The following is a 10,810-nucleotide window of genomic DNA, read 5'->3' on the forward strand; positions in this document are numbered from 1 at the left end:
ATCGAGGAATGGAGGTGCCACTACAACGAAGATCGACCCCACACGGCCCTGGGCGGCTTGACGCCCCGAGCCTTCGCCGACCAAGCTGTCACAGCCCGAGAACTTGCATAGGCCGTGGACCACAAACGGGGTCAACTCCAAGCCACCGCCGCGTTCTTCCACGCCTCGGCCCACAAGTCGGGGTGCATCAGACAGGCGCCAGCGCCGAGAAGGTCGCCGCCAGTCTCAAGGCCGCCTGCGCCCGGCCAATTCAACAGGTCAAGCCAGAGGTCGTGATGATGACTATGCACCTCCCCTAACGCCCGCCACACCGGGACGGCTGTTTCTGAAAGGCGGTATTATCTCCCGATCTGATGTCAAATTTGACCTACAGAAACCCACTCCCCGAATGCCCTTTGAACGCGTTCGCCCTTCTAATGTAGCCGACAACGGTCCGCGGATCCCGGTGCCCCGACTGGTCCATGATCCGCGCGAGATCCGCCCCGCGCTCGGCCGCCGTGGTGATGTAGCCGGCGCGCAGGCTGTGCGCCCCGAACGTCGAGGCATCGAGGCCCGCGGCCGTGCAGTAGTGCTTCACCGCCCGTTCGACCGTCTTGGGCCCCAGGCGCTCGCCCTCGACCCTGCCGGCCTTGTTAACCGGCCGGAACACCGGGCCCGAGACGATGCCGGCCGCGTCCAACCATTCGCGCACGAGGGCGACGGGCCGGATGAGGCGGCCGTGCGGGATAGCCTTCTCGAACCCCTGCCCTTCCTGATCGGTCTTGCCCCGCCGCACGAGCACCCGCAGGCCGTCGGGATCCTCGCGCAGATCCTCGACATCGAGGGCGACGAGCTCGCTCCGACGGAACGCCCCGGCGAACCCGAGCGCCAGCAGCGCCCGATCGCGCTTGCCCGTCAGGGTATCAGGCGTCCGCATCAGCAGGGCAGCCAACACTTCGGCCGTCGCGGCTGCCTTCTGGACCGGGCGTGTGCCGACATGGCGCCGAATGCCCCGCATGCCTTCGCGCAGGCCCTCGTCGTCCGTCGGATCTGCGAGCCCCGCCAGCTTGTGCGCGTATCGGATCGCGGCGAGCCGCCGGGCGATGGTCGACGCCTTGGCGCCGCGCGTCGCCTCGTGGCTCAGGAACTCCAGCACGGCGAGCGGCGTCGCCGGCAGCGCCTGGAAACCGAACTGGCTGCACCAAGCCGTGAACTGCGCGAAGTCGCTCGCGTAGGCTCGCTTCGTGCTCGGCGCCTTGCCGGCGCGCTGGAACGCCCGGGCCTGATCCGACAAGCCGGCGACGACCGGCAGGCCGGCGCTCACCCCTGGCTCGCGTGATTTCAAGCCCGACATCACATCGTGTCCGATAACTGTCCTTCTCAGACACTATCACACGCGCTATGGTCGTGCGAGCGTCATTCCACGATCCCGCTTTTATCACACCACGAAAGTGTGACGAGGCGCGGGAGGCTGGCGGCAGCGGGGTTACGGGCGAACCGTAGCCTAGGCGGCAGACGTGTGCGGCGTCTCGGCTCCCGGCCAGGACCACTGCACCATGCCAGCGTGAAGATGGCGCCGAATCGGTGGTTTCGTCCCACCATTATAGCGGGAGCATGGCGCCAACATGGTGCGGATCATCGGCCTTGCGCAGTCTAAGGGCGGCGTCGGCAAGACGACCACGGCCCTCAACCTCGCAGCCGAGCTGCATCGGCGTGGGCGCAGTGTCGCCGTGCTCGACGCGGATCCGGCCGCGCATGCCGCCTCGATCGCCGAGGACGGGCAACTGCCGTTCAAAGTCGCGCCGCACCTGCTGGAGGAGGATGCCGACGCGGCGGTCTCGGCGTGGGTGAAGACCGTGCGCGGGCAGGGGACCGACTTCGTGCTGATCGACGCGCCGGGCGCGATGGGTGCGGCCTTCGGCGCCACGATCGCGGTCTCCGACCTCGTGCTGGTCCCAGCCGGCTCTACCGTGCTGGACGTGCGCGGCGCGGCCGAGACCGTCGGCACGATCCGCCGGCACCGGAAAGCCGCCAAGCGGGTCCGGCCGGATATTCTGATCGTCCCGAGCCGCATCGACCGCCGGACCGGGGCAGGGCGCGACGTGGTGGCGACTCTGGCCGCCCTCACCGAGCCGGTGGCGCCGGCCATCTCCTATCGCGCCATCGTCGCCGACAGTCTCGCGACGGGTGAGGCCGTGCCGCCCGACACGCCATCCGCGGCCGAGTTCGCCGCGCTCGCCGATGCCGTCATGGTCCGACTTGGAGAAACCCAATGAGCCGCCGCCCGAACGTCTCCCAGGCGCTCGCGATGAAGGCCGCGGCGGCGGCAGCTCGCGAAGTCGAGCAGGACGAGGCGCCCCCGCCCGCCGAACCACCGGCCCCGCCCGCCTCGATCGCCGAGGCGCCGCAGGCCGCCGAAACCGAGGAGCGCGCGAAGGCTGTTGGCAGGCCCAAGGGGCGCCGACCGGTCGCGGCTCGACAAACGGTCTACCTCGACGACGCCCGGCACGCGGCGCTCGCCCGCATCGCCGAGGACCGGGGTCGCTCGATCCATTCCCTCATCCTGGAGGGCATCGACCACGTGATCGGCAAGCCGACGGCGCCCGGCTGGCGATAGCGTCTATCTATCACCACAGCCGTGTTCGATTGGAGTTTTTGTGGTGTTGAAAAACCACCGCTAGAGCGCGAGATCAGCTCCACCAGCCGCGGTAGCGGTCGGGGTTGTGCGCGAGGCCGGGATGCAGCCGGTTAACTGGTCTCGGTCGGTCGTTCAGACTTTCTGAAAACGCTTACTTCGTGATCCGCACCGAGACCGGGTCGCTGCCCGGGAAGCTCTCTTCCAGTGCGTTGTCCAACCGCTCGTGCATCCGGTCCGGATGGTTCTCCGAAAGGTGGCGATCGGTCGTCGCCACAGCCGATCCCGACGAAACAACCGCCAGGCGCCGACGGTCCGCCGCTGTTCGAAACGCCTCGTAGACAAGAAGCCCGAAACCGGCCGCGATCAGCAGGGCCGGTACGGGGTTGACCCGCACATCAGCGACGAACCGCTCGACGGTCTCGCTCGCTGCCTGCCCTGACCGGCGCAGATCAGCAAAGTCACGCGGGATCCCTGGACGATTTAACCGTGCCTGCAGATCGGCGAGCGTGCGGTCCAGTCGGCCCCGGCTCGCCTCGACGTCCTGCTCAAGTTTCTCCGGCGAGTCGCTCATGTGTCCATCCGATCCGTGAGAACCTGTGCGTCCTGTTTGACCTGCCGTCCCGTTCGGGTCGGCTCCAGCGTGGACAGGGACGTCTTGCTGCGGCCGACCAACCCAAGGCCGAGTGCGAGCACAAGGAAGACGCCACCCACGATCAGCGCCGCGAGCGCGTCTGACTGCACGAGGACGGCGATGCCCTTCACCAGGGCGAGGAGCAACGTGAACAGGCCCGTTATGGCGAGCACAGCCGCTATGAGCAGCAGGCTGAGGCCGAGGCTGATCCGGTGAACACCCTGCGCCATTTCGGTGCGAAACAGTGCGATTTCACCGCTGACGAGATCCCGCATCTCGCGGACTGCATCGCCGATGAGGGTCGGGATGCTGCGCAATCCTGGCTCGGCCATCTCGCTCTCCTAGACGTCTGATGTCCGGACGACGTCGACTGGGACCACTGCGTGCGAGCGTGGGATCGGTCGGACCTTGGATGCATTCAAGATCCGGAAGAGCGCGAAGCCCGTCAGAACGGCGGCCGCTGTCGCCAGGGCGGGCCGACGGCGAACCGCGGCATGAACCTCGTCGTACATCTCGCTGAAGCTGCGGCGCGAGATGCCCTCGGCCAACTCATCGACGCCGAGCGCGGCCTGATCGAAAAATTCCTTCAGCTGCGGTAGGCCGTCGAAGCCGGCACCTGTGTCGCGGATGGCACCGCCGACGTCCGACACCAATCGTGCTGCGTCGGCCTTGCGCTTCGCGACATAGCCCTGGGTCTGATCGCGCAGCGCGTCGGCAAAGCTTTGCGCTTTGCCAAAGCCCGGATCGGCGGCGCTCGACCGACCATTCTGCGCACCGTTCGGCATCGGGCAGTTACTCCGGGGCACTCTCGACCAGAAGGAACCGTAGGGGCCCCCTACAGTTCCGCTGCACCGCCGGTTGCGTGGCTCTACCGTCGAGACGAATGGCACTGCTCACGCGTTGGTGGCCCAACGTCACTAATCCGTTCGGATACCGAGGAGGAAGAGCCATGGGCGAAGATCGTGTCAAAGGCGCCGCGAAAGAGCTCGGCGGCAAGGTCAAGGGCGCGGCTGGTGACTTGACCGGGGACAAGCACACCCAGGCTGAAGCCAAGGTCACCGAGCTGAAGGGCTCGGCGCAGAACCTGTACGGGCAGGCCAAGGACACGCTGAGCGATGCCGCTGGGCAAGCGCGGGAGTTCGCCGGCGATGCGTTCGACCGTGCCCGCGAGCGCTATCCGGACGCGCAGCGGGTGTACCAGCGTGGCAACGAGGCGCTTCGGCCGCACGCACAGGAGTCGCCTCTGGGCCTCGCGATTTTGGCCGGCGCGATCGGGTACCTGCTCGCCTTGATTATTCACGGCCGTCGATAGAGATCTGCGCGAGGCCGGGCGAGCCGTGATGCTATGGCCGCTCGGCCAGCGTTCTGGCCTGAGGCTGAAGGTGAGACCGGTTGGCCTTCATCGCGTTCTCGTCGAGCGTTTGCGCCGTCGCTTGGATGCCGCCTTGCTCAGGGCCCGTGACAGGGCTTCGACCGAGTACGGTTTCTGGAGCAGCTCGAAGCCGTGTCCCCCTTCCTGAGCCAAGACGTGGCTATAGCCGCTCGTCAGGATGACGGGCAGGCCGGGATAGAGGCGCCGTACTTCGCGGCCGAGTGCAATCCCGGTCATGCCCGGCATGACGACGTCCGAGAAGACGATCTCGTAGGCGTTCGGCTCCTCAGCCAGGGCTAGCAGCGCGGCCTGTCCGTTCTCGACCCAGTGCGTGCGATACCCGAGTTCCTTCAGAGTTTGGGTCACGAAGTCGCCGACGTCCCGATTGTCCTCCACTACGAGCACGCACAGGTTCCCGCCATCGGCGGTTGCCTCGTCATCTCGCTCGATGGCAATCTCGACCGGTGCAGGCACGCGAGGCAGATAGAGCGTGAACGTCGTGCCCTGCTCGACCACGCTCTCGACGATCACATCACCGCCCGATTGCTTGGCGAAACCAAAGACCTGGGACAGTCCCAGCCCTGTTCCTTGACCGACATCTTTCGTCGTGAAGAACGGCTCGAAAATCCGCTCCAAATCCGCGGGTGCGATGCCGCTGCCGGTATCGCTGATCGATACGGCTACAGTGGGCGTCACAACGATCGGATGCGCGCGGACAGCCGGGATTTCTTCGACCGCTTTGACCCGGATCGTGATTTCCCCCGCCCCATCCATCGCATCACGGGCGTTCACGGCCATGTTGACGAGGGCGGTGTCGAACTGGCTCGGATCGGCGTTCACGAAACACGCCTCTTCGTCCAGATGCGTTGCAACTCGTATGCGCGCTCCGGTCAGGGTACTGACCATCTCGCTCAGCATCCGCACACTCTGACCAGCATCGAACACGCTGGGCCTTAGCGCCTGTCGTCGCGCGAAGGCGAGCAGTTGGCTGGTCAGCTTGGCCGCTCGATCGACGGTGTCAGAGATCGCCGCGATGTAGCGCGTCCTCCGATCCTCAGCGAGGTTAGGACGCTTCAGCAGGTCGGTCGATGATTTGATCACGGTGAGTAGGTTGTTGAAGTCGTGCGCGACGCCGCCGGTTAGCTGGCCCACGGCCTCCATCTTCTGCGATTGCCGCAGTTGCTCCTCGGTGCGCATCAGCTCGGCTGTCCGCTCGGCCACGCGCTGCTCGAGGGTTTCATTGAGGGCGCGCAACTCCGAGGCTACCCGATCGCGCTCTGCCTCGACGGCGCGCCGCTCCTCGACGTCGATGAGCACGCCGGGAAAGCTCGACGGCGCACCATCCGCATCGTGGTCGACGCGTCCGTTCGCCTCGATCCAGTAGTACCTGCCATTGGTGCGCCGCACGCGATATTGATGCGCGTAAGCACCACCTCGCTTGATCGCGTCATCGATCGCCGCAGCGAGTCCCGCCTGATCGTCGGGGTGAACGGTCGCGACGATCTGGGCGAGTGGGATGCCCTCTCGCCCGAGCGCGGGGTCGAGCCCGAAACTGCGTGCGAACCCCTCATCGACGGTGAACCGATCGGTGGGCAAATCCCAATGCCAGGTACCGATGATCGCCCCTGCTGCGAGGGCGAGTTGCACGCGCTGTACGTTCTCGCGGGCGAGCGCCTCACTGGCGCGCAGGCGCTCTTCCGCGACGCGCCGCTCGGTGGTGTCGTTGAAGAAGATGGCGATCTGCCGTTCCGCTGGCTCACCGACTCGAATAGCCCGCACGTCGAACCAGCGCCCAAAAGCCTCCGCATAGTTTTCGAAATTCGCTGGTTCACCGGTCCATGCGACGCGTCCGTAGGTCTCGAACCAGAAGCGCTCCAGGTTCGGAGCGAACTCGGTGACCCATTTTCCGCGCAGATTGACCCCGGCCTGGCGCTCGAAGGCTGGGTTGGCCTCAAGGAAGCGATAGTCTACCGGACGATCTTCGCCATCAAATTTGACTTCAACGATGGCGAAGGCTGTTTCGACGGTCTGAAGGAGTGTTTCAAACCGATCTCGGGTCTCGCGTAGACGCTTCCCAGCCTCATGCTGGCGTGTGCGATCGCGGACGATCTTGACGTAGCCTTGGTGTGTGCCATCCTCGATGCGCAGGGGCATCAACTCGCCCGACGCCCAGAACCGGGTGCCATCTTTGCGGAGATGCCATCGCTCATCGCTCGCCCGACCATCGGCAACCGCAAGACCCATCTCCTCATGGGGGCGGCCAGCGGCACGGTCCTCGGCGGTAAAGAGACGTTCGGCCGATGCCCCTACGATCTCATCGCATCTCCAACCGAAGATGTTCTCTGCTCCAGCATTCCAGTCCGTGACGACCCCATTCAGGTCGGTGCCGATGATCGCGAAATCGATTGCACTTTCGATGACGTGCTGGAGGTGGTGACGTACAGGCATAGCCCCGTGTAGCGACTTCTGAGGCGGAAGTTAGGTTCCGACGATCGTCATCAAAGCAACTCATTCCAGGCAGGAAGGCGCTAGGCCATGCGGTCAGGGGCAGACTCCACCGCTACAGCCGCTCTGGCTGGGCAAGCATGATGGCGGCACGCACGGCTGCCCGTCGAAGCTCCCGGCTTGCCCAAGGCTGACGGATCAGCGTGTTGGCGAAAGGGTGATCGGCGACGGCGGCAGCCGGATCAATGCGATAGCCTCCGCCGAACGAGACGTGGCCAGAGGCCGGGTCAGTCATGTATGCGTCCACCACGGCAGCGACATCGTCATCCATGATGTCGAGGGTGGCTAGCAGGTCTAGGGTCATGAGCCGTTTTGCCATGGCGGCGCCATAGCCATTCCACGAACGCCGTGCTCCGAACGAGGTTAATCGGGTGCGCGTGGTTCGATCACGTCTATGCGAGGTGTTGGGTCATCTGATCGACTTGTTCTTGAACGATGATCCCACTACGCGATGGTCCACTGCCGAGGCGTAACCCGAGCCACCGCAGTTTGCATCAGTTCAGACTTATTGACGATGAGGGCCACGGCGATCTCCGTCAGCGCCCTGTCCTCAATCTCGCTGATGCCCTCATGGTCAGCCACATCGGCGGCCACGAGGAACGCGTCCTGCCGCTGCTCCATTGGGCGACCCGCGATCGCCGTCACCCGACGCAGGTTCTCCACGCGGCCCGCTCGGGTCCGAGCCCGGGCGATCGCCTCGTACAGCGCCTCCTCCAGCATCAGGAGGTCGTAGCCCTTCTCGATGATCGGGTTGGCGCGCAGGCCGACCAGCGCGGTCTCGAACTCGTCACCCGCCACCTCGCCATCAGCCACGATGACGTTGGCGGCAGCCGAGATCCCCGCCTGCATCAGAGCTTCGTCGCCGGCATAGGCTGTGAAGGTCCGGCCGAAGCGGGCCAGCAAATCCTTGAGAGCATTCATCGCACTGCCACAGGGTTGGAGCGACGAACCATTAGGCAGCCACGTGACCTGCGGAGCTGCGCGAACCGCCAAGGCTGATCTGTCTCCGTCCAGCCCCGCCATGCATGCCATAGCTTGGCGCCGCGTAGGGCCGACGAGATAGATCGTAGAGAATATTGCCGACGAGACCGGCAGCTCGGCGCAAGGACGCACCCTTGCAAGTTGCTGCGACCTGCACGCTGATCTCATGAGTGTGGCTGCGGCCGTAGAGCCAGACGGCAAGTCGTGCCCGGGTCACCTCTGGGATCTCATCCAGGAGGATGGGCAGCGCCATGGGGTCGGCCTTGGTCAGGCGGCCCACCGTCTCCAACGGTACCGGGCAATCGGCTGCCGGATCATCCACGCTGGCGGGGTAGGCCTGGTTCACGACGGCACCTGCTGGCTGACAGCGAGCAACGTGGCGGAATGTTGGTTAAGGAAGTGTTGTGCTGGGTCGAGCTCAAACCTCGTTAAACCTTGCCGCCCGATCTGGTCACGGCCGGGCGGGGCTCGCTGCTGTACCTAAGGGCGAGAATGCTACTTACCCCCACCACCTTGGTATGCCTTGATCGCACGCCGGCAGTTCTCTGAGATCTTGTCCATATTCTTCTTGAAACAGGCGTCCATCTCCGGGCTGTCAGGATCATTGCCGCTGCAAAACGTGACCGCATCGCCAGAGCAGTAGGTCTTCAGGTCTTTGTTGCCACGCTTTGAGGCCGACGCGTCTGGGGCCCCGAGAGCAGGAGCCGCGACGGCGATGAGGCCGAGTGCCAGGATGATGCTTCGCATATTGGATGCCCGGTCGGAGGAGTTCGTCGATGCGCTAACGGCTTGGTTCGGTGTTTTATCCCCTCCGCCCTTAGAGCCGGGGTCGCCTCGCTCCGCGGTATTCGGGCTGTGACCGAACGGTCGAATGGCTACTTACCGCCGGCCTTTTCGTAGGCATCGATGGCGCGGCGGCAATTCGGGGACATCTGGCTCATGTTCTTCTTGAAGCAGGCATCCATCTGTGGGCTGTTCGGATCGATACCGGCGCAGAACGCCAAGGCGTCACCGGCACAATAGGTTTGAAGGTCTGCGTTGCCGCGGTCAGGCGCCTGCGCTGAGTCGGGAGCGGCGATAGCGATGAGGCTGCAGGCGAGGATGAGGCTACGCATTCTTGGTCCCTGACTGGAGCAATTCGTCGAGGCCCTAACGAACTTAACGCTGGTTTTATCCCTTCCGCGTGCGGAACCGGATCCCGACACTACCACCCCTCTTGGGGATGAACTCAAGGCCCGCGGTCATGTCCGAAGACCCGCAGCTGCGACGACAGCCGCCGCCGTGACGGCCGCAAAGGCGCAGTCCTCGAATGCGTACTCCAGGCCCGCAGCCTCAAGCACGCGCTCGACGCTCACGAGCACGACCGCCACACCGATGGCCAGCAGCCGGTCCTTGATCGCGTTCATCCGGTTGGCTCGGTGGTCGCATCGACCCCTTGGATGCCGAGCCATTCCAGAGCCGCCGAGCGCGACTTGAAGACGTGCCGTTGGGCCATGAATGGCGCTGGTCGCTCGGCTGGCGCCAACTCATCCAGCAGCTCGACCTGCCACGTGTCGCTCGGCCCGTTTCGATGGACGCTGCGGACTAGACCCGCCATCACCGCGCCATCGCGGAGCACGTCGTAGCTGCCGGGCGCCAGTTGCTCGACGGTGTAGGTCACGACTGATCCTTCTTGCGGAAGCCGCAGAAGAAGCGCGCTAAGCCCTGCAAGTCGCTGTCTAGCGGATCAACCTCGGGTCCGGACGTCAGCTCCCCAGAAAGCCCTGCCAGCTCGTGCAACACCTGCGTCAGCAGGGGCGGCCATTCCACACTGTGATCTTGTAGCAGGCGCGCGGCCTTCGCTAGAGCCGCAGCCTGATCAGCCGGAACCGCCCTGCCGGTGATCTGCGCGTCGAGCGCCCGATCGGCGAGAAGGGTGCAGAGGCGCAAAACCTCCGCGAGGCGTTCGGCTTCGGCCCTCATCGCTACGCCTTCCGCTCTCTGAACCGGATCCTGGCGCTCATCACACAAGCCCCGCGAGACCGCAGACCGCCAGGGCCGTGACGATGACGGTGAAGCCCGTGAGCGAGACGGTGCCGCCGATCCGAGCCCAGCGCCGGCTCATGGCTGCCGCATCCGAACGCCCGCCCCGCCGCCGTTCTGCGGGATGAACTCGACGCCGGCCGCTTCTAGGGCCTGCCGCAAGACGGTCAGCGTTGCTGATCGCGGGGTGCCATTCTCCCCCTCGAACTGCCGAACCGTGACGACGCCCACAGATGCGGCCTTGGCTAGGTCCGCCTGGGTCCAAGAGAGCAAGCCGCGAGCGGCGCGACACTGAGCGGGCGTGATCATCCTGCCATTATGACGCAACCGTCGAAAAACGACAATACCGACGGAAAGGGCTTGATCGGTCTATAACCATCGTATATAGTCAGATCCATCGAATAACGACGGATCGCCCCGATGTCCCACCGCACTGTCTCTTGGACCCAGATCGACCGCGCCGGCCAAGACAGCCGCCCGCGCATCCCCGCCGGCCTGATGGGCGCCCGCGTCCTGATCGAGATCGGCGCCCGCACCCGCCCCCTCGTCGTCGGCGGCCGCTACGACCGCGCCGCCATCATGGCCGCCGCCTGCAAGGCCGCCACTGGCATCCAGGAGCGCTGCGGCGTCTCCCGCGCCGAGGCGATGTCCTCCGCTCTCAAGGCCGCCTGGCAGGTCGCCA

The 10,810-nt window shown here is 65.3% G+C and carries 18 protein-coding genes; 5 read left to right on the top strand and 13 right to left on the bottom strand.

What is annotated here, in order from left to right; translation table 11 throughout:
- A partial coding sequence (locus MKK75_RS21720) for a transposase (RefSeq protein WP_244041285.1) occupies window positions 1-111 on the top strand: 111 nt, incomplete at its 5' end.
- A 256-nt stretch (window positions 112-367) separates the two neighbouring features.
- On the opposite strand, the gene MKK75_RS21725 is transcribed toward MKK75_RS21720, so the two are convergent.
- Window positions 368-1,303 (bottom strand): site-specific integrase, encoded by a 936-nt coding sequence (locus MKK75_RS21725; protein WP_244044591.1) that lies wholly within the window; start codon window positions 1,301-1,303, stop codon window positions 368-370.
- 301 nt (window positions 1,304-1,604) lie between these two features.
- Between MKK75_RS21725 and MKK75_RS21730 the strand changes: the two genes are divergently transcribed.
- The gene (locus MKK75_RS21730; RefSeq protein WP_244044592.1) at window positions 1,605-2,255 is read left to right on the top strand and encodes a ParA family protein; all 651 of its coding nucleotides are present in this window, start codon (window positions 1,605-1,607) and stop codon (window positions 2,253-2,255) included.
- On the top strand, window positions 2,252-2,596 hold the full coding sequence (locus tag MKK75_RS21735; protein ID WP_244044593.1) for a hypothetical protein: 345 nt from the start codon (window positions 2,252-2,254) through the stop codon (window positions 2,594-2,596). Before MKK75_RS21730 ends, MKK75_RS21735 begins: the two co-directional genes overlap by 4 nt.
- A 172-nt stretch (window positions 2,597-2,768) precedes the next feature.
- Here MKK75_RS21735 and MKK75_RS21740 read toward each other — a convergent pair whose 3' ends face one another.
- From MKK75_RS21740 to MKK75_RS21750, 3 genes are read right to left on the bottom strand one after another with little or no spacing between them, the layout of a single operon-like run.
- Complete coding sequence (locus MKK75_RS21740; RefSeq protein WP_244044608.1) at window positions 2,769-3,188, bottom strand: DUF3618 domain-containing protein; 420 nt, start codon at window positions 3,186-3,188, stop codon at window positions 2,769-2,771.
- Window positions 3,185-3,580, bottom strand: coding sequence for a phage holin family protein (locus MKK75_RS21745; protein WP_244044594.1), 396 nt, complete (start codon window positions 3,578-3,580; stop codon window positions 3,185-3,187). The genes MKK75_RS21740 and MKK75_RS21745 overlap by 4 nt, the downstream gene beginning before the upstream one ends.
- Window positions 3,581-3,589: 9 nt before the next feature.
- The gene (locus MKK75_RS21750; protein WP_244044595.1) at window positions 3,590-4,033 is read right to left on the bottom strand and encodes a hypothetical protein; all 444 of its coding nucleotides are present in this window, start codon (window positions 4,031-4,033) and stop codon (window positions 3,590-3,592) included.
- Between the two features lie 164 nt (window positions 4,034-4,197).
- Between MKK75_RS21750 and MKK75_RS21755 the strand changes: the two genes are divergently transcribed.
- The gene (locus MKK75_RS21755) at window positions 4,198-4,560 is read left to right on the top strand and encodes a CsbD family protein (protein ID WP_244044596.1); all 363 of its coding nucleotides are present in this window, start codon (window positions 4,198-4,200) and stop codon (window positions 4,558-4,560) included.
- A gap of 87 nt (window positions 4,561-4,647) precedes the next feature.
- Here MKK75_RS21755 and MKK75_RS21760 read toward each other — a convergent pair whose 3' ends face one another.
- The 9 genes from MKK75_RS21760 to MKK75_RS21800 form a co-directional block, all read right to left on the bottom strand.
- A complete protein-coding gene (locus MKK75_RS21760; RefSeq protein ID WP_244044597.1) occupies window positions 4,648-7,068 on the bottom strand; it encodes a PAS domain S-box protein in 2,421 nt (806 codons plus the stop codon).
- A gap of 112 nt (window positions 7,069-7,180) precedes the next feature.
- Complete coding sequence (locus MKK75_RS21765; RefSeq protein WP_244044598.1) at window positions 7,181-7,444, bottom strand: hypothetical protein; 264 nt, start codon at window positions 7,442-7,444, stop codon at window positions 7,181-7,183.
- Window positions 7,445-7,569: 125 nt separating this feature from the next.
- On the bottom strand, window positions 7,570-8,046 hold the full coding sequence (locus MKK75_RS21770) for a tellurite resistance TerB family protein (RefSeq protein ID WP_244044599.1): 477 nt from the start codon (window positions 8,044-8,046) through the stop codon (window positions 7,570-7,572).
- A gap of 31 nt (window positions 8,047-8,077) precedes the next feature.
- Window positions 8,078-8,452, bottom strand: coding sequence for a hypothetical protein (locus MKK75_RS21775; RefSeq protein ID WP_244044600.1), 375 nt, complete (start codon window positions 8,450-8,452; stop codon window positions 8,078-8,080).
- Between the two features lie 149 nt (window positions 8,453-8,601).
- Window positions 8,602-8,853 carry a 3',5'-cyclic-nucleotide phosphodiesterase gene (locus MKK75_RS21780; protein WP_244044601.1) on the bottom strand — a complete coding sequence of 84 codons (252 nt, stop codon included), beginning with the start codon at window positions 8,851-8,853 and terminating at the stop codon, window positions 8,602-8,604.
- A 128-nt stretch (window positions 8,854-8,981) separates the two neighbouring features.
- Window positions 8,982-9,221 carry a 3',5'-cyclic-nucleotide phosphodiesterase gene (locus MKK75_RS21785; protein WP_244044602.1) on the bottom strand — a complete coding sequence of 80 codons (240 nt, stop codon included), beginning with the start codon at window positions 9,219-9,221 and terminating at the stop codon, window positions 8,982-8,984.
- Window positions 9,222-9,347: 126 nt separating this feature from the next.
- Entirely contained in the window at window positions 9,348-9,512 is a 165-nt protein-coding gene (locus MKK75_RS21790; RefSeq protein ID WP_244044603.1) for a hypothetical protein, read from the bottom strand.
- The gene (locus MKK75_RS21795; protein WP_244044604.1) at window positions 9,509-9,766 is read right to left on the bottom strand and encodes a hypothetical protein; all 258 of its coding nucleotides are present in this window, start codon (window positions 9,764-9,766) and stop codon (window positions 9,509-9,511) included. Before MKK75_RS21795 ends, MKK75_RS21790 begins: the two co-directional genes overlap by 4 nt.
- Window positions 9,763-10,068: a hypothetical protein gene (locus MKK75_RS21800; protein WP_244044605.1), complete on the bottom strand. Its 306-nt coding sequence runs from the start codon at window positions 10,066-10,068 to the stop codon at window positions 9,763-9,765. Before MKK75_RS21800 ends, MKK75_RS21795 begins: the two co-directional genes overlap by 4 nt.
- Window positions 10,069-10,548: 480 nt before the next feature.
- Between MKK75_RS21800 and MKK75_RS21810 the strand changes: the two genes are divergently transcribed.
- Window positions 10,549-10,810, top strand: a 262-nt coding sequence (locus MKK75_RS21810) for a hypothetical protein (protein ID WP_244044607.1), incomplete at its 3' end; no start/stop codon positions are given.

Origin of the sequence: Methylobacterium sp. J-030 (assembly GCF_022829545.1) — a bacterium.
In the GTDB taxonomy this organism is placed as follows: domain Bacteria; phylum Pseudomonadota; class Alphaproteobacteria; order Rhizobiales; family Beijerinckiaceae; genus Methylobacterium.